This window comes from Afipia dichlorophenoxyacetatis, assembly GCF_055386385.1.
This window is the reverse complement of record NZ_AP029250.1, coordinates 3,736,702-3,754,299: the sequence shown is the minus strand read 5'-3', so window position 1 is coordinate 3,754,299 and position 17,598 is coordinate 3,736,702. Positions and strand designations below refer to the sequence as shown.

The window sequence follows — 17,598 nt, the reverse complement described above, 5'->3', positions numbered from 1 at the left end:
GCAGTTACGGCGAGGCGGTTAATCCGCCCCGCCGTGATACACGCGCGTGAAACGCCTGCCGAGATTGGTCAGCACTTCGTAGCCGATCGTGCCGGAATGGTGCGCGAGATCATCGACGGTGATGCCGTCACCAATCAGCGTCGCCATGTGGCCGCGCCGGACAGTGTGAGACGGGACGTCGGTGATATCGATCGCCAGCAGGTCCATGGAAATACGACCAGCAACAGGGCAGCGTTTTCCGGCAACAACAGCTTCTGCGCCGCGCCGGTTATCAATGCTGCCCGCGGCACGGAAATAGCCGTCGGCATAACCTGCGGTGACGATCGCGAGGCGCGTCGGCCGTCGTGCGGTCCATGTCGCGCCATAGCCGACGGTGTCCCCGCGTTCGATATGACGGATCTGTGCAATCCGCGCCTTCAGATTGATCACGGGCAACATCGGTGTGTCGGCTTCAGGCGTCGGATTAACGCCGTAAAGCGCAGCCCCTGGGCGCAGCATGTCAAAATGGAATTGCGACCCGAGGAAGATGCCGGATGAATTGGAGAGGGAAGCGGCCACGCCAGAGAAACGTGATGCGATGTTCCTGAACGCTGCGACCTGTCGTCCGTTCATGGGATCGCCAAGAAGCTCGGCATTGGCGAGATGACTCATCACGAGCGTGATGCCGTGGTTGCCTGCTTGGATGCGGGGCAACAGGGCTTCGGCCTCCGCAATCGAAAAGCCCAGCCGGTTCATTCCAGTGTCGATCTGAATGGCTGCTGCGCTCTGCCGGCCGGTAATCTTTCGGAGAGCTTCCCACTCGGCGAATTCCGTCGCATCGCCAATCACAGGACGGCAGTCGATTTCCGCGAAAGTCGGCCCGGAGTTAGGAAAGAAGCCGTCCAGCACATAGATGACGGCGGTACGCGCGACGTCACGAACGGCACGTGCTTCGTCGAGGGTCGCGACGAAGAAGGTTTTGCAGCCCGCCTTCCAAAGCGCACGGGTGACCGGTGTGATCCCGCAGCCGTAAGCGTCCGCCTTGACCACAGCGGCACATTCCGCCGGGACGCCCTGGCTCTTGAGCTTGCTCCAGTTCGCGACAATCGCGTCGAGATCGATGGTGAGGATGCCCGTGGTGGTGGTCAGCGTGACCGGATCAAGCGCTAGCGTCGCGGTTGAATTGGGCGTCATGTCGGAAGGGCGGTCCATGGCTTGAATTTATGGCTCGAAATTCCTGCGCGCAAAACAGCCCGCGCCGTCTCCGCTCATCAATGGAACCGCACAATACGCGCAGCCCTAGGGCGGTTCAATGGGTCAGCGGTGGTGTGGCAATTGGGCGTCCTGGGCCAAATCGCCGAACCGCGTTACGCTTGCATCGAATTGCAGATCAATGGTGCCCGTCGGACCGTGACGCTGCTTGCCGATGATCACTTCGGCCTTGCCGTGAACCAGCGACATGTCGAGCTGCCACTTCTCGTGCTCCGGCGTTCCTGGACGCGGCTCCTTGCTCTGCAAATAGTATTCTTCGCGATAGACGAACAGCACGACGTCGGCGTCCTGCTCGATCGATCCGGATTCACGAAGGTCTGCGAGCTGGGGACGCTTGTCTTCGCGGTTTTCAACCTGACGCGACAACTGGGAAAGTGCGATAATCGGAACGGCCAGTTCCTTCGCCAGTGCTTTGAGGCCGGTGGTGATCTCGGTGATTTCCTGGACGCGGTTGTCGGATCGCTTACCCGAACCCGACAGCAGCTGGATGTAGTCGATGATCAGAAGATCGAGCCCCTTCTGCCGCTTCAGCCGTCGCGCGCGTGCGGTGAGCTGCGAGATCGACAGACCGCCGGTGTCGTCGACATAGAAGGGCAAGTTCTGCAGTTCAATCGAATGTTCGCGAATCGTATCGAAGTCGGCCTCGCTGATGCCGCCGCGGCGGATCATGCTCGATGAAATCCCGGTTCGCTCCGCCAAAATACGGGTGGCCAGCTGTTCCGCCGACATTTCCAGCGAGAAGAAGCCGATGATCCCGCCGTTGACGGATTTCATCGTGCCGTCAGCCTGGATCTCGCCCTGCCAATTCTTGGCAACGTTGTAGGCGATGTTAGTTGCCAGAGCTGTTTTACCCATAGCCGGACGGCCCGCGAGAACGATCAAGTCGGAAGGCTGCAGTCCGCCCATCTTGGCGTCCATGTCGCGCAAACCGGACGCTAGCCCCGACAGATTGCCGTCGCGGCTATACGCGTTCGCGGCCATGTCGACGGCGACGGAGAGCGCCTGCGAAAATTTTTGGAACCCGCCGTCATACCGGCCGGACTCGGCGAGATCGTAGAGCTTCCGTTCGGCGTCCTCGATCTGTGCGCGTGGTGCAAAGTCCACCGGCGCATCGAAAGCGACATTGACCATATCTTCGCCGATGCGGATCAGGTCGCGCCGCTGTGACAAGTCGTAAACCGTGCGTCCGTAATCCTGAGCGTTGATGATCGTTGTCGCTTCAGCTGCGAGGCGCGCAAGATACTGGGCAACGGTCATGCCGCCGATGTCGGTCTCGGCCGGAACGAAGGTTTTCAGCGTAACGGGCGTGGCCACCTTGCCAGCCCGAATGAGGCTTGCCGCGGTTTCGAAGATCAACTCATGGATCGGCTCGAAGAAATGCTTCGGCTCAAGAAAGTCCGATACGCGATAAAACGCGTCGTTATTGACCAGGATTGCACCGAGAAGGCCTTGCTCAGCCTCGATATTATGGGGAGCTGTCCGATAGGCCGGCACACCGGCATCGGGGGTGAGCTTCACAATGTTCGAATCAGGAGAAGCCATCGCGATGATGTATACTTTCTTTCCGGCGAATGCAGGGCGTCTATCTCGCACTGCATATTGGCCGGGCGAAAGCGCTGCGCGGTCTTATGCACGATTCACACAAGCAATAAAGCGGTCAAAATCTATGCATCGGCGGCTTGACGAAACCCGCCGCGCGCAGCAGCCCTGACGTGTGTAATTACTCTCCGGCCAGACGCAGGACCGGATGTTTTGAACTTTCAATAGCCCTCAGGCGATCTTCCTCGCGGGTAATATAGTCTCGCGTGATGGGAACCACGCCCTGACGCTTGCTGAGCTGGATCTGCATCACCATGACGTTCTGTTTACGGAACGACATCTCGGAACAAGCGAGATAGAATTCCCACATCCGCACAAAACGCTCGTCGTAAAGTTTGGCGGCTTCTTCACGTCGGGCGAGAAATCGTTCACGCCAGGCCTTGAGCGTATCCGCATAATGCAGCCGCAGGATTTCGATATCGTCTACCAGCAATCCGGCGCGCTCGATCGCTGGCAACACTTCCGAGACCGCGGGAATGTAGCCGCCCGGGAAAATATATTTCGCGATCCACGGATTTGTGATGCCTGGTCTTTCAGAACGGCCGATGGAGTGCAACATCATGACGCCATCATCTTTGAGCAGCTCAGCACAGCGCTTGAAAAAAGTGTCGTAGTAATCGACGCCGACATGCTCAAACATGCCCACCGAAACAATGCGGTCGAACTGTCCCGGCGTGTCGCGGTAATCCTGCAGCAGGAATCTAGCCCGGTCACCCAGTCCAAGTTCGCTGGAGCGTGCGTTTGCCACTCCCAACTGTTCTTCCGACAGGGTGATACCTGTCACGTCGGCACCGGTCATGTCGGCGAGATATAGACCCATGCCTCCCCAGCCGCAGCCGATATCGAGCACGTGATGATGAGGCTGAACGAGCAGCTTGGCCGCGAGATGCCGCTTCTTGGCGAGCTGCGCATCATCGAGGGTCGAGTCAGGTGTTTCGAAGTAGGCGCAGCTATATTGCATGTCTGCATCGAGGAAGAGGCGGTAGAGCCGCCCATCCAGATCGTAATGCGATGCAACGTTGCGCTTGGATCGTGAGGGGGGATTAAACTGCTGCCAGTGCCTGATTAGGTAGCGCAGCCACCATTGTGCTTTCGACCAGCGGGGTAGCATGTCCCGCTGGTCCATGACGATCGCCAGCACGTCGGCGATCGTGCCTTGCTCGACGATAAAGTCGCCGTCCATATAGCTCTCGCCCGGCGCGAGTTCCGGGTCGAGCAGCAAGTGTCGCTCGGCGGCCGATGTGGTAAACCTCACGGCCACTGGCTGTCCAGTGCCATCGCCGCAGGTAAATGTGGTTCCTGTCGACGTCGTGAAGGTGACTGAGCCCCTTCGGATGAACTGGCCCAGGAAGAACTTCAGCAGATGATCCATCGAACGCATGTCCAATGATCCAAGCGGTAGTCCCAGCGCCTACTATCGTGGGTATTTTTTGGAACAGTTTCAATTGCAATTTCGGGCTGGGCGCCCGGACGGAGGGCTGATCTGCGTTTTCACCATGGTCCGATAAGGCCGATGGGCAACAGTCAAACACAGATATGCAGCGAACAAAAAATGGACTCACACCGTTGCAAATCTGAGTACTTCCATTCGCGTCGCAATCCGCTAAAGGTGACCACATGCGAGGTGGGCGGGTGAGTCCAACGCGGTTTGTACCTGGAGATTGGGAATGTTGAGCCGAGCGCTCATTTTGGCGGCGGTAACTGTTGTGCTCGGTTGTTTCGCGGCAATTCCGGCAGACGCGCAAAACCTCGAAGCCGGAAAATCTCCCGGCCAGATTTTCTCCGCCACGTGTTCTCTGTGCCACAAAAGTCCACGGGGCCTGTTGAAATCCGTTGCACCGGGTTCGCTGCCGGGCTTCTTGCGACAGCACTATACGACGAGCTCCGACATGGCCTCCGCCATGAGCGCTTATGTGATGTCCAACGGAGCGGCCAATGCGCCGGTGGGCGGAGGGAATCTAACCCGGCAGGGCCAGGAAAGCAGAAGCGCACCGAAGCCATCCGCAGAACCCGGACCGGAACGGGCGGTTCAGGAGCGGGAGCGGGCAGCCAAGGGGCGCCGGCCACATGCACGCGAGACGGTAAGGCCGTCTGACGCCGATGGCCTGCCGGAGGGCGCCGGAGCGCCGTCGGAAGCCCCCGCTTCGGCCGAGGCACCAGCTTCGGACCAGTATCCCGGCGCGAGGCAGAAGGGCAAACAAAAGGCAGCCAAGGGACGGCCGGCGAAGGATGAGCCGCCGAAGATCGACGCTCGGCATGAGGCGCCCAAGGAGGAGCCTCCGAAGAGCGAGCCGCCGAAGGCCGAACCTGCGAAGGCCGAACCTGAAAAGAACGAGAGCGCCAAAACCGAAGCTCCGGCTGCGGAGCCCCAGAAGCGGGAAGAAGCTTCGCCTTCGGTTGAGGCAAAGCCCAATCCTGCCCCTGCAGCGCCGGCGGCTGCTCCAAAGGAGTCCGAGAAGGGCTCGGATACAGCAGCCGCTCCAGCCCCGTCGAAACCAGTGGAAGACAATCCGAACCGGCCCCTGACCATCGACATCGGACCGCCGCCAGCTCCGCCGCCGGCACCTGTGCCTGCTGACGCACCTGCTTCGAAGTAATTGCGACGGATCGTTTGCTGTACTGTTCGACGCAGCACCTTAAGAACTAAAGAAAAAGGCCCGGTCTCGAATGAGACCGGGCCTTTTTGCCTGAAGCGTTTTCGAGCGAAGTGGCTACCGGTTCGCGTGAAGAAAACGCGTCAAAATAAGAATTGAGGGCTTCGGCTTTGATTCCATCAGAACCGAAGCCCTAGTGACGTGAGTCTTACTTCTCGGCTGGAGCTTCTTCCTGCTCGCCCTGATTGTCGATTGCTTCCGGATCGAAGAATTCGCCGGCGGCGGCAATCGCCTCGGCGGCAGCATCGCGATCTTCCTGACGGCTGTTGACGTCTTCGCCGCGGTTGATGCGCTCGGCTTCCGCTTCGCTGCGGGCAACAGTGACCGAAACGTTCACTTCGACTTCCGGATGCACAGCGATGGTGATGGTGTGCTGGCCGATCACCTTGATCGGTGCATCGAGCAGAACCTGCTGGCGGCCGAGCGACACGCCATCGGCTTCGAATGCAGCCATGATGTCACGCACCGACACCGAACCGTAGAGCTGACCGGTTTCCGATGCCTGGCGAAGGACGACGACGTTGCGGCCATCGATCTTCTCGGCGACCTTGGTGGCTTCGCCCTTGGCCTGAATGTTCTTGGCCTCGAGATCGGCCTTCATGCCATCGTACTTCTCGCGGTTTTCCTTGGTCGCACGCAGGGCCTTGTTGCGCTTCAGCAGGTAGTTGCGGGCGAACCCGTCCTTGACCTTGACCACTTCGCCCATCTGACCGAGCTTGGCGACGCGCTCCAGCAAAATGACTTCCATTTGAGTTCTCCGTTGATGTGTTGGTTGAAGTTGATGTTGAACGTCAGGACGTCGGCGCGGGTGGCCCGTGCTTGGTCCAATAGGCTCGTCGAATTCCGAACACCGCGTCGGCCAGGCCGAGGCTGATCATCGCGATCAAGGGCCAGCCGATGAACAGTGTTGCGGCATAAGCCGCGCCGAGCACGAACGCGCGGCCCGAAAACGTCTGAGTGAGGGTGTGAAGCACCGCAAAGCCTGTCAGGGCGTAAGCCATCAAGAGCGCGGAGCTTGCGATCTGCGCGCCCATCGCGACCAGTCCGCCGACGAAGCAGAGCACGACGAGAACAATCAATGCCCCGATCGTCATGGTCGGCAGTGTGGTCGTGCGCAGATCGGGCCATGGACGGCGCAGCCGGCCTGATGTCGACGTGACCTTGGCCGCGAGCCACAGATTGAGCGTCAGAGTGATCATCGCAATGAGGGTGGCAGCAGCGGGCGCAAGGGCCACCAGCGCATCGACCACGCGTTCGCTGTCACCGGTTGACGATCCGTCGCGGGATCCGAGGACGCGCATCAGCCCCCGACGGAGTGCACTGTTGATGGAGGCTTCGTCCGTGCCGAGCGTGAGCAGTGCGCTGACCGTCGTGATGATTGCGAATATCGCTATCCAAAGCAGAATTCGCCCAGTGGGGTACCAATCGAGCCCGGGCGCAAGGCCGGCAAGCTGCGGATCCTCCGACACCGGGCGTGCCAGCAGGCTGAGATGGCCGAGCCACCAGGCCGGAAGGGCAACAGTGATCGCGAAGGCCGCCATGTAGGGAAACCCGAACAGCGCACCGAGGCCGATGGCGGCTGCTACACTTCCAATCAGGGCCGTTGTCGATCCCCAGCCCAATGCTGCGACCATCAAGGGAAGGGGAGCGAGATAAAACAGGACAAGCGAAATCACCGCGCCCGAAATGATTGACGCGAACATCAATGCCGACGCGAGGCCGGCCGCCAGTGCGATAAGAATGCCTGTCATCATCAGCTGTCCCGCCCCTTGAGCGGTTAGAGGTTCATTGAACCCCAACCATCCACCCTGGGACGATCCCAGCGTGTTATGAGAATAAAACGTCTAAAACAGAGACGAACGCGCGGAGGCCGCGCGTTCGTAGGAAGCGTAATTAGCGGATCACGTAAGGCAGCAGACCAAGGAATCGCGAGCGCTTGATGGCGCGGGCGAGTTCACGCTGCTTCTTTGCGGAGACGGCCGTGATACGGCTCGGCACGATCTTGCCGCGCTCGGACACGTAGCGCATCAGCAACTTCGAATCCTTGTAGTCGATCTTCGGCGCATTCGGGCCCGTGAACGGGCAGGTCTTGCGGCGGCGGAAGAATGGACGGCGTGCACCTGCTTCAGCCATGATTCTTACTCCTCAACCGCTACTGCATCATCGTCGCGCGACCTGCGTGGGCCGCGATCACCACGGAAACCACCGCCTTCGCGGTCGCCCCGGAAGCCGCCGCCACCGCGCTCGTCGCGATCACGCTCGGCCTTGCGCATCATGGCGGAAGGACCTTCTTCCAGCTCATCGACGCGAACGGTGAGGTAACGGATGACGTCTTCGTTGATGCGCTCCTGACGCTCGATCTCGGCGACCACCGCAGCGGGGCCATCGATGTTGAACATCATGAAATGCGCTTTGCGATTCTTGTTCATGCGATAGGTGAGGGATCGCACGCCCCAATTCTCGGTCTTGGTGACCTTACCGCCCAAACCTTCGATCACACCGGTGAGCTGGGTGGCGAGTTCTTCGACTTGCTGTGCGCTCGCGTCCTGACGCGCGAGGAAGACATGCTCATACAGAGGCATGGTTGTCCTTTCCAGAGTTAGCGCGGTTCCTGGCGGCAAGCCCTTCGAGACCTTCGGAAAGGACTCGATCTGCTCAGAAGGCGGAAGCACGGGACGACGGGCCAACTGACCCTGTCGCATCGATCAAGCACAAAGAGATACCATGTGGTTTGATTGAGACACGACCGTCCGTTCAGCTCCCGGCCGGGACCCACGGATGGCGCGGTTATAAGGATTTTGCCTGGCTTGGCAAGGCAAAGAGGAGGGGTTTTTGGTCAAAAATCGGGATTTTGCCGATACCCAGTCCTGCTTTCGCTGTTGGTTCCAATTGGCCCCCGGGACTGCTCAAGGCGCACAACCAGTTGTGGTTCCGCCGCACCGCAGCTTGACACCGGCGGCCTGGGCGGTGTCTTACCACCCATCTTTTTGGGGACCTCCATGACAGCAGCATTTACCTTCCCGGGGCAGGGATCGCAAACCGTCGGTATGGGCAAGGCTTTGGCGGATGAATTTCCCGCTGCCCGCGCCGTTTTCGACGAGGTGGACGCCGCCCTGGGCCAGAAATTGACGGCTATCATTTGGGAAGGTCCGGCGGAAACGCTGCAACTGACCGAGAACGCCCAGCCGGCTCTGATGGCAGTCTCGGTGGCAACGCTCCGGGTGCTCGAAACCGAGGCGGGGATCGATGTTGCGCGGGATGCCGCCTTCGTCGCGGGGCACTCCCTGGGCGAATATTCTGCACTGGCCGCGGCAGGCAGTTTTTCTATCAGCGATACGGCGCGACTGCTGCGCACGCGTGGTCTCGCCATGCAAAAGGCTGTGCCCGTTGGCGTCGGCGCCATGGCGGCGCTGCTCGGATTGGACTACGAGGCTGCGGTTGCGGTGTCTGCAGAGGCGGCACAGGGGCAAGTTTGCCAGGCGGCCAATGACAATGGCGGCGGACAGGTGGTTGTGTCGGGCGACAAAGCCGCTGTCGAACGTGCGTTGGAGATCGCCAAGACCAAGGGTGCGAAGCGTGCCATGCTGCTGCCGGTCTCGGCTCCTTTCCATTGCCGTCTGATGCAGCCTGCAGCCGATGCAATGGCTGAAGCGCTGGCTGGTGTCACCATCAACAAGCCCAAAGCACCACTGGTTTCCAACGTTCTGGCTGCTGCGATCACCGATCCGGATGAAATCCGCAAGCGCCTGATCGAGCAGGTCACTGGTACCGTGCGTTGGCGCGAAAGCGTCGCGTATATGGCCGGACAGGGCGTTACGCGTTTTCTTGAAATCGGCGCCGGCAAGGTGTTGTCGGGGCTCGTCAAGCGCATCGCGGAAGGTGCTGTTGGCGTATCGGTTGGTGGTCCGGGTGATATCGCCGCCGCGAAGGATGCAATCACCGCCGCTCGTGTGTGATTCAGGGAGAGCAGTATGTTTGATTTGACTGGTAAGGCGGCGCTTGTCACCGGCGCCACGGGTGGCATCGGTGGAGCGATCGCTCGCGCGCTGCATGCGCAGGGAGCGACGGTTTCGATTTCGGGGACACGGCGCGAGGCCTTGGACAAGCTCGCGGGTGAATTGAAAGATCGCGTGCACGTTCTCCCGTGCAATCTCGCAAATGCTGAAGAAGTCGAGGCGCTCGTCCCCGCTGCTGAGACTGCGATGGGGCAAGTCGATATTCTCGTCGCCAATGCCGGCATCACCCGCGACAATCTTTTCGTGCAGTTGCGTGACGAGGACTGGAATGACGTCATCAACGTCAATCTGACCGCGACATTCCGGCTGGCTCGGGCTGCGACCAAATTGATGATGCGCAAACGGTTCGGACGAATCATTGCGATCACGTCCGTTGTGGGCGTCACCGGTAATGCCGGACAAGGGAACTATGCCGCGTCAAAAGCGGGGCTGATCGGTATGATGAAATCGGTGGGGGCGGAATACGCCAAGCGAAATGTGACGGCCAACTGTATCGCGCCCGGCTTTATCGCAACGCCGATGACTGACGCGCTCAACGAGAAGCAGCGGGAAGGTATCCTGGGCAAGGTGCCGGCGGGGCGGCTCGGGACACCCGAGGATATCGCCGCGGCTGCCGTTTATCTCGCGTCGAACGAAGCGGCTTACGTCACCGGCCAGACGATCCATGTCAATGGCGGGATGGCCATGATTTAAGGCTTTTCGGAGCCTCATTTCCTGGCTTTGCAGACCTGTGGGCGTGTTCCGGAGGTCTGTGGTAAAGCCCTGGGAAGTATGGTAACCGAACGGCGTTCATAGAGCGTTTTCCGACAGATACCCTGACGGTTTGCCGTTAGAAAACGCTCAGATATGTTGATAAGTGCGTATTCTGTTTCGCAGAGCGGGTATCCACCCCTTACGGAATACGCATCGGGGGAATAACGCCATTGCAGGATCGTCAAAGCCTGTATATTGCCCTTGCAACGCCTGCCGCTGTTTGGAGGTCGCCGCCCTTGCGGTGCGGCCGTCTGAGGGATGCGGCGGGGCAACATGAATCTTATACGCACCGCGATGGCTCGTATCGTTTTGCGGTCGAGTTTAATGGAACAACACGAGGTTGAACGATGAGTGAGATTGGCGAGCGAGTTAAGAAGATCGTGGTCGAGCACCTTGGTGTCGAGCCCGAGAAGGTTGTCGACAACGCGAGCTTCATCGACGATCTCGGCGCAGACAGCCTCGATACGGTCGAACTCGTGATGGCGTTCGAAGAAGAATTCGGCTGCGAGATTCCGGACGACGCCGCGGAGACGATCCTCACCGTCGGCGATGCCACCAAGTTTCTCGAGAAGAACGCAAAAAGCTGATTTCAGCGGGCGACGTGATTGCATGCGGCGGGTTGTAATCCAACGACCCGCCGTCTTGCTGTTATAGCATCGCGATACGAAGGCGGAGTGCGAATGATGAGGCGGGTAGTCGTCACAGGCTTGGGCATGGTCTCGCCGCTTGCCAATGGCGTAGAGCCGACCTGGAAGCGCATTCTGAACGGCGAGAGCGGCGCCAAGCGCATCGATACGTTCGATGTGTCGGATTTGACCTGTCAGATCGCATGTATGGTGCCACGTGGCGATGGGACCAATGGCACCTTCAACGCTGATCAGTGGATGGAGCCGAAGGAGCAACGCAAGGTTGATGACTTCATCGTCTTTGCAATGGCCGCGGCGACACAGGCGCTTGACGACGCGAATTGGCATCCGTCCACCGAGGAAGAGCGCTGTGCCACCGGCACGATGATCGGCTCCGGTATCGGCGGCATCGAGGGGATCGGCGAGGCGGCTGTCATCCTGAAGGAACGTGGCCCGCGCAAGTTATCCCCCTTCTTCATCCCGGGACGTCTTATCAACCTGGCCTCGGGTTACGTATCCATCAATCACGGGCTTAAAGGGCCCAACCACGCTGTTGTGACGGCGTGTTCGACCGGCGCGCATGCGATTGGCGATGCCAGCCGTCTGATTGCGTTTGGCGATGCCGACGTGATGGTTGCTGGCGGCGCTGAATCCGCAGTCAACCGTCTCGCGATGGGCGGTTTCTGCGCGCTGCGTGCCATGGCTACCAAGTACAACGATAATCCGACCATCGCTTCGCGCCCTTACGACAAGGATCGTGATGGCTTTGTGATGGGCGAAGGCGCGGGTGTTCTCGTGCTCGAGGAATACGAGCACGCGAAACGGCGCGGAGCAAAGATGTATGCGGAGATCGTCGGCTACGGCCTGACGGGCGACGCCTACCACATCACGGCCCCCGCTGAAGATGGCGACGGCGCATTCCGCTGCATGAGCATGGCGATGAAGCGCGCCGGCATTACAGCGTCGGACATCGACTATATCAACGCGCACGGCACCTCGACGCCACTCGGCGATGAGATCGAACTCGGAGCGGCTCAGCGTCTGCTTGGCAATGCAGCGTCGCAGGTCTCGATGTCGTCGACGAAGTCTTCAACCGGACATTTGCTTGGCGCAGCCGGTGCTATTGAGGCAATCTTTAGCATCTTGGCGATTCGCGACAACGTCGCGCCGCCGACGATCAACCTGGACAATCCTTCGGTTGAGACGGCGATTGATCTGGTTCCAAACAAGGCCCGTGCGCGTGAAATCAACGTGGCGTTGTCGAACTCCTTCGGGTTTGGAGGCACTAACGCATCACTGATTGTCAGGCGTATCGCAAACTAAGCCTTTTCAGGAAAAGCCAGGCAAGAAACTCTACCGCAGAGTAGGGAGAACGCGGCCAAACTGTGTCCACCGTTTTGCCGTATTCGGACATAATTTCTTTCACGGGCGCGCGTATAACGCTGAAACTACAAGGTCGTAGGCGAAATACCTGCAGGATTTTAGGTTGCTTCCATGAGCCAGAGACCGCCCATTTCGCCCCGGAGTCCGCGCGCAGCGCTTGAGCCCGAGCAGGTCCCGCAGCCGCCGAAGCACTCCAAGCGCGCCCGCAATCCGCTGGTCATCATCGGCAATGCAGTTTTCACGCTGCTGGTGGTCCTGATGCTCGGGGCCGGGGGCATTTTCTATTACGGCAAGAAGACCATCGAAGCGCCGGGACCATTGACCGAGGACAAGGTCGTCAATATCCCGCCGCGGGCCGGGATGACTGATATCGGTGACATCCTTCAACGTTCGGGTGTCATATCCGCTGATCGGTGGACATTCATCGGCGGCGTGCTTGCGCTCAATGCACGGTCCGGTTTGAAATCCGGCGAGTATCTGTTCCTGAAGAACTCCAGCCTCCGCGATGTCATCAACACCATTGTTGAAGGCAAGGTGGTCCAGCACGCGTTCACGATTCCGGAAGGTCTGACTTCCGAGCAAATCGTGGCCCGGCTTCAGGACAGCGATATTTTTTCGGGTTCTCTCAAGGAGCAACCGCGTGAGGGGACTCTGCTTCCCGACACGTATAATTTCCCGCGCGGAACGCCACGTGACCAGGTGGTTCAGCGTATGCAGGCGGCGCAGAAGCGCGTGCTGACTGAAATCTGGGCACGCCGTAGTCCTGACATTCCAGTCCGCTCGCCCGAACAGCTGGTGACGCTTGCATCGATTGTCGAAAAAGAAACCGGCAAGGCCGATGAGCGCAGCCGCGTCGCAGCCGTTTATGCCAATCGTCTGCGTCAGCGCATGAAACTTCAGTCCGATCCAACGATCATCTACGGTTTGGTCGGCGGAAAAGGAACGTTGGGTCGTCCGATCAAACGCAGCGAAATTACCCAGCCGTCGCCTTACAACACTTACGTGATTGACGGTCTGCCGCCCGGACCAATCGCCAATCCAGGACGTGCGTCCCTCGAGGCAACTGCTAATCCGGCGCGAACACGCGACTTGTTCTTCGTAGCTGACGGTACCGGTGGTCATACGTTTACGGAAACCTACGACCAGCATCAGAAGGGCGTTGCGAAGCTCCGTGCAATGGAGCGCCAGCAACAGAATGACACGGTCGAGCAGGATGATCCGCCGACTGCTGCGGCTGCTCCAGCTCCTGCCCCTGCGCCCGCATCTCCAGCGGCTCCTGTGCCTGGATCTGGTGCGGCGCCAAAGGCGGCCAAGGGCAAGAGCGGCGCTGCTTCGACAACTGGGGCACCGCGTAAGCGGACGCAACAGGCTCGCAATCCGGAAACGGCTCCGGAGGAAGAGGCTGAGCCTCAAGCTCAGTGAGATAAGCCGCGTCAGGAATGGGTTTCTGCTAGCCGCGGCCTGTCGGGCTTGCGACTCCACCGGATTTCGGGGACAAGCTGCACGTACCCGGTTTCTACTGGGCGCGTACAAGAAGGAGATGTTGCGCGATGGCGCTGTCGAGTATGACCGGCTTTGCGCGAAGCCATGGCACCAGTGGCCCTTATGCGTTCGAGTGGGAATTGAAGTCAGTCAACGCTAAGGGCTTCGATTTCCGGCTGCGTTTGCCGCCAGGTTGGGATGAGGTCGAAACCGTCGCGCGCAAACGTGCAACGGAGTTGCTCGCGCGTGGCACCGTCTACGCCAATCTTACGGTGAAGCGTACAGGTGCGGCATCTGTCGTACGCATCAATGATGATGTGCTGAATTCAATCCTGAAAGTCGTCGGTGAAATTTCAGCGAAAACCGACGCGGTTGCGCCAAGTGTTGACGGACTTCTTGCGATCAAGGGGGTGATCGAAGTCGTCGAACCAGAAAGCAGCGAGGAAGAAATGCAGGCTGCGCGCGTGGCTGTGACCGCGGCGTTTGAGCAGGTTTTGCAAAGCCTCATCGATATGCGCAAGCGCGAGGGCGTGGCGCTGGGACAAATCCTGCTGCAACGCATGGACGACATCGAGCGGCTTTCAAAGCGGGCCGAGGCTGCGCCGGGGCGCAAGCCCGATGCGATTAAAGCGCGGCTCGCCGAACAGATCTCGGCATTGCTCGAAACTTCGGATCGTTTTGACGAAGACCGGCTGTCACAGGAAGCAATTCTGATCGCGGCAAAAGCGGACATCCGGGAAGAGATAGACCGCATCGCTTCGCATGTCGCTCAGACGCGTGAATTGCTAAGCAAGGGCGGCCCGGTCGGTCGACGGCTTGATTTTCTGGCGCAGGAATTCAACCGCGAGGTCAACACCACGTGCTCGAAATCCAACGATATCGAGCTGACGAACACCGGTCTGGAAATGAAGAACGTGGTCGAGCAGTTTCGCGAACAGGTTCAAAATCTGGAGTGACGCATGGCGGCAGGGGGCAGCTTGCAGGGCGTGGAACGGCGCGGATTGATGTTCGTCTTGTCCTCGCCTTCGGGGGCGGGCAAATCGACGTTGTCGCGTATGCTGATCGAACGAATGCCCGGGCTCAGCATGTCTGTATCCGCTACCACGCGTTCGATGCGTCCAGGTGAGGTTGAGGGCCAGCACTATCATTTCATCGACAAGGCCAGGTTCGATGCCATGGTGAAGAACGGCGAATTTCTTGAATACGCTCCGGTCTTCGACAATCACTATGGTACGCCACGTAAACCGGTCGAGGACGCGCTCGCATCGGGACGGGATGTACTCTTCGATATCGATTGGCAAGGCACGCAGCAATTGCGAGACACGGCCCGTGGCGACGTGGTCAGTGTTTTCATCTTGCCGCCGTCAGCGGCCGATCTTGAAAAACGTTTGCACACTCGCGCGCAAGACTCTGACGAGGTTATTCGTGGCCGGATGAGCCGCGCCAGTCACGAACTTAGCCATTGGGCAGAATACGACTATGTCGTCACCAATCGCGATGTCGATGCGGCCTACACGGAAGTTGCAACAATCCTGCAGGCCGAACGGCTCAAGCGTGAGCGACAGACTGGACTTTCCGGCTTTGTGCGCGAGCTACAGCGGCAGCTCGACAAGTAACGTCAAGCCGCCGCGCGTTTAGACGCGCGCTGAAGCAGTTTCTCGATCTCATCGCTGGGGTCATTCGCCTCAGCCGGCACGCGTGCGAACTGGGAATTCCGTGGCTGGAGCAGAGCCTCATAAGCCTGCGAAGCACCGCTTTCTTGAGGCACAGCATCCCAGATATTGCGCCGCGGATTGCGAGTTTTTGTTCGCCCAGCATACTTGATGATCATGCGGGCCGCGACGGCGACAATCGTTAGTACGGCCGCAAGAATGATAAGCAGCATCGAAGTGCTGTCGAATGAGATTCCATGGAATTGCATTCCTGCAACAGGAGCAGCAGGTTTGTTGACTGCGACGGTTTGCAGCTGGGCGCTCTGCTGCGGACGAGTCTCAGCCGGCTCAGTCGATTGGTTGTTGGTTGTGCTGGGCAGGTTTGCGTCAGGCCAACGCGATGTCATCGACCAATCTTTTGCCGGTGGAGTTGCCGCGGCGCCGGTTCCTGCATTTTGAGGCTGAACATTTCCGCCCTGTTCGTTGTTGCTGGCGGCCGCATCAGTGCGTGGTTCCGGCTCCGGCCATATCGTTTCGCTGAGCTTTGTATCGTCGGACGCGTTCTCTGTCTTCTGCGGGCGAGGTGTGAGCTCAGCGCGTGCATTTGCGACTGAAGGTTGGATCGCAGCCTCAGAGGCGCGGGGCAGGGTGGGATTTGCCGCTGGCGCCGGCGAGACCGAGGCCACTTTTGTGCTCTTCGCGGCTTGGTCCGCGAGATACCAACACTTACGCTTGGTTCCTTTTTCGAGGCGGTAATACCAATGGGCGCCCTTTGGGGTTTCTCCCTTTGGTGCCGTAAGACATTCGTTCGCTGAAGCTTCTGCTTGGTCGTCTGCCGCCGGTGCTGCGATTGCGGATGCCGTGAGAGTCACGCTGGCGAGGGAACTAATAAGCACTGCCAATACGGGGGCCACGGCTCGATTTGACATTTTTCTCTCCGGTATCACGCAACGCGAATGCCATTCGCGTTAAGTTCTCGGTGAGAAGTTGGGTCGCAATGAGCCGCAAATTCGGACAGCGTAAGGCTTAATTCGGGCGCCTGCACGCACTCGAAAAACTTGAAGAATGATGCCTATCTATCGCTGGTTGAAGGGAATTATGGCGTTAAAACCTACTTGTCAGTTCGTCAGCATGATGCGGCCGACGACCTTTCCGGCTCGCAATTCCTCCATCCATTTCTGGACGTCGCCCATTGGTTCTTCCCTCATAGGCGTTGGCTTGATCTTGCCTGATCGCGCCAAGATCATCAGTTCTCGTGCTTCGGCCAAGGTGGCAGTCATGAAGCCTTCGATGGTCATTCGCTTGTAAATCCATTGCACCATCGGAAGACTGAAGTTGCCTCCCATCAGGCCGGAGACGACGATCTTGCCACCGCGCGCCAAAACGCTCATGGCGAAATTCATGGATTTCTCATTCCCTGCGAAATCAACGACGCCGTCGAAACCGCCTTCGGTTTCTTTGATAATCCGCTTCGCAATATCAGGTTCTGACGGATCGTAGGCGACAGCTGCGCCATTCTTGAGCGCCGTCTCACGCGCAGTCGCGCTCAGATCTGCAATCGAAATCGGCTGTTTGAACATTGCTGATGCGAAGGACAGTCCCATCATGCCGACGCCGCCAAGGCCGATCAGCAACAGATTGCGCTGGCGGGGACGATCGACAAGACGCTTCAGCGCGCCATAAGCAGTCGCGCCCGAACACATCAGCGTTGCCGCAACATTGACAGGTAATGGATCGTAATCGAGCAGGTATTTCGGGTCAGGTACCAGAACATGGCTTGCGAAACCGCCATCCAATGAAACGCCGAGATAGCGGTTGCGTGTGCAAAGATTTTCGTCGCCGTTGATACAGCCTTTGCACTGGCCACAGCCGATCCAGGGAAACACGGCTGCTTTCCGGCCGATCAGGTCTTTGGATGCGTCCGGGCCGACTTCTTCAACGATGCCGGCAATCTCGTGACCGAGCGTGAATGGCAGTTTCATGCCGCGCGTGGTGTCGAGTCTATTACCGCCGCCGATGTCGGCATAACCGTCCTGGATGTGCAAATCAGAGTGACACAGACCGCAGCGTTCAACCCTTACCAGAACTTCGCTTCCCTGAGGGGTTGGGGTATCGACGATGGTTTCGCAGAGCGGAGCGTCGAACTTCACCAGTGATTGGCGGCGCATCAATGCCATCGTGG

Annotated in this window: 17 protein-coding genes; 8 read left to right on the top strand and 9 right to left on the bottom strand. The window is 59.1% G+C overall.

Annotation, left to right across the window (positions count from 1 at the left end; all coding sequences use genetic code 11):
- Nucleotides 1-18: 18 nt before the first annotated feature.
- The 3 genes from alr to ACZ5C3_RS17590 form a co-directional block, all read right to left on the bottom strand.
- Nucleotides 19-1,173 carry an alanine racemase gene (alr, locus tag ACZ5C3_RS17600; protein ID WP_464038372.1) on the bottom strand — a complete coding sequence of 385 codons (1,155 nt, stop codon included), beginning with the start codon at nucleotides 1,171-1,173 and terminating at the stop codon, nucleotides 19-21.
- Between the two features lie 123 nt (nucleotides 1,174-1,296).
- On the bottom strand, nucleotides 1,297-2,793 hold the full coding sequence (locus tag ACZ5C3_RS17595; RefSeq protein WP_464044188.1) for a replicative DNA helicase: 1,497 nt from the start codon (nucleotides 2,791-2,793) through the stop codon (nucleotides 1,297-1,299).
- Between the two features lie 178 nt (nucleotides 2,794-2,971).
- Nucleotides 2,972-4,231, bottom strand: a complete 1,260-nt coding sequence (locus tag ACZ5C3_RS17590; protein ID WP_464031665.1) for a class I SAM-dependent methyltransferase — start codon at nucleotides 4,229-4,231, stop codon at nucleotides 2,972-2,974.
- A gap of 286 nt (nucleotides 4,232-4,517) precedes the next feature.
- Here ACZ5C3_RS17590 and ACZ5C3_RS17585 point away from each other — a divergent pair, with 286 nt between their 5' ends.
- On the top strand, nucleotides 4,518-5,447 hold the full coding sequence (locus ACZ5C3_RS17585) for a hypothetical protein (protein WP_464044187.1): 930 nt from the start codon (nucleotides 4,518-4,520) through the stop codon (nucleotides 5,445-5,447).
- A gap of 205 nt (nucleotides 5,448-5,652) precedes the next feature.
- Here the strand turns inward: ACZ5C3_RS17585 and rplI are convergent, their stop codons facing one another.
- The 4 genes from rplI to rpsF all read right to left on the bottom strand — a co-directional run bounded on the left by rplI (nucleotide 5,653) and on the right by rpsF (nucleotide 8,086).
- The gene (gene rplI / locus ACZ5C3_RS17580; RefSeq protein ID WP_464031662.1) at nucleotides 5,653-6,252 is read right to left on the bottom strand and encodes a 50S ribosomal protein L9; all 600 of its coding nucleotides are present in this window, start codon (nucleotides 6,250-6,252) and stop codon (nucleotides 5,653-5,655) included.
- 43 nt (nucleotides 6,253-6,295) lie between these two features.
- Nucleotides 6,296-7,258, bottom strand: a complete 963-nt coding sequence (locus ACZ5C3_RS17575) for a DUF2232 domain-containing protein (RefSeq protein ID WP_464031661.1) — start codon at nucleotides 7,256-7,258, stop codon at nucleotides 6,296-6,298.
- A 139-nt stretch (nucleotides 7,259-7,397) separates the two neighbouring features.
- Nucleotides 7,398-7,637: a 30S ribosomal protein S18 gene (gene rpsR, locus ACZ5C3_RS17570; protein WP_002711478.1), complete on the bottom strand. Its 240-nt coding sequence runs from the start codon at nucleotides 7,635-7,637 to the stop codon at nucleotides 7,398-7,400.
- A 5-nt stretch (nucleotides 7,638-7,642) separates the two neighbouring features.
- Nucleotides 7,643-8,086, bottom strand: coding sequence for a 30S ribosomal protein S6 (rpsF, locus tag ACZ5C3_RS17565; RefSeq protein ID WP_464031658.1), 444 nt, complete (start codon nucleotides 8,084-8,086; stop codon nucleotides 7,643-7,645).
- Between the two features lie 417 nt (nucleotides 8,087-8,503).
- On the opposite strand from rpsF, the gene fabD reads away from it, so the two are divergent.
- The 7 genes from fabD to gmk all read left to right on the top strand — a co-directional run bounded on the left by fabD (nucleotide 8,504) and on the right by gmk (nucleotide 15,380).
- Nucleotides 8,504-9,460 (top strand): ACP S-malonyltransferase, encoded by a 957-nt coding sequence (fabD, locus tag ACZ5C3_RS17560; protein ID WP_464044186.1) that lies wholly within the window; start codon nucleotides 8,504-8,506, stop codon nucleotides 9,458-9,460.
- 15 nt (nucleotides 9,461-9,475) lie between these two features.
- Nucleotides 9,476-10,213, top strand: a complete 738-nt coding sequence (gene fabG, locus ACZ5C3_RS17555) for a 3-oxoacyl-[acyl-carrier-protein] reductase (RefSeq protein WP_464031657.1) — start codon at nucleotides 9,476-9,478, stop codon at nucleotides 10,211-10,213.
- A 407-nt stretch (nucleotides 10,214-10,620) separates the two neighbouring features.
- Nucleotides 10,621-10,860 (top strand): acyl carrier protein, encoded by a 240-nt coding sequence (locus ACZ5C3_RS17550; protein ID WP_006610957.1) that lies wholly within the window; start codon nucleotides 10,621-10,623, stop codon nucleotides 10,858-10,860.
- Between the two features lie 96 nt (nucleotides 10,861-10,956).
- Nucleotides 10,957-12,222: a beta-ketoacyl-ACP synthase II gene (gene fabF, locus ACZ5C3_RS17545; RefSeq protein ID WP_464031655.1), complete on the top strand. Its 1,266-nt coding sequence runs from the start codon at nucleotides 10,957-10,959 to the stop codon at nucleotides 12,220-12,222.
- Nucleotides 12,223-12,393: 171 nt separating this feature from the next.
- Nucleotides 12,394-13,704, top strand: a complete 1,311-nt coding sequence (gene mltG, locus ACZ5C3_RS17540; protein ID WP_464031653.1) for an endolytic transglycosylase MltG — start codon at nucleotides 12,394-12,396, stop codon at nucleotides 13,702-13,704.
- A gap of 128 nt (nucleotides 13,705-13,832) precedes the next feature.
- Nucleotides 13,833-14,720, top strand: a complete 888-nt coding sequence (locus tag ACZ5C3_RS17535; RefSeq protein WP_464031651.1) for a YicC/YloC family endoribonuclease — start codon at nucleotides 13,833-13,835, stop codon at nucleotides 14,718-14,720.
- Nucleotides 14,721-14,723: 3 nt separating this feature from the next.
- Nucleotides 14,724-15,380: a guanylate kinase gene (gene gmk, locus ACZ5C3_RS17530; protein WP_464031650.1), complete on the top strand. Its 657-nt coding sequence runs from the start codon at nucleotides 14,724-14,726 to the stop codon at nucleotides 15,378-15,380.
- 2 nt (nucleotides 15,381-15,382) lie between these two features.
- On the opposite strand, the gene ACZ5C3_RS17525 is transcribed toward gmk, so the two are convergent.
- Nucleotides 15,383-16,345: a hypothetical protein gene (locus tag ACZ5C3_RS17525; protein WP_464031648.1), complete on the bottom strand. Its 963-nt coding sequence runs from the start codon at nucleotides 16,343-16,345 to the stop codon at nucleotides 15,383-15,385.
- 189 nt (nucleotides 16,346-16,534) lie between these two features.
- Nucleotides 16,535-17,593: an alcohol dehydrogenase gene (locus ACZ5C3_RS17520; protein WP_464031647.1), complete on the bottom strand. Its 1,059-nt coding sequence runs from the start codon at nucleotides 17,591-17,593 to the stop codon at nucleotides 16,535-16,537.
- Between the last annotated feature and the right edge of the window lie 5 nt (nucleotides 17,594-17,598).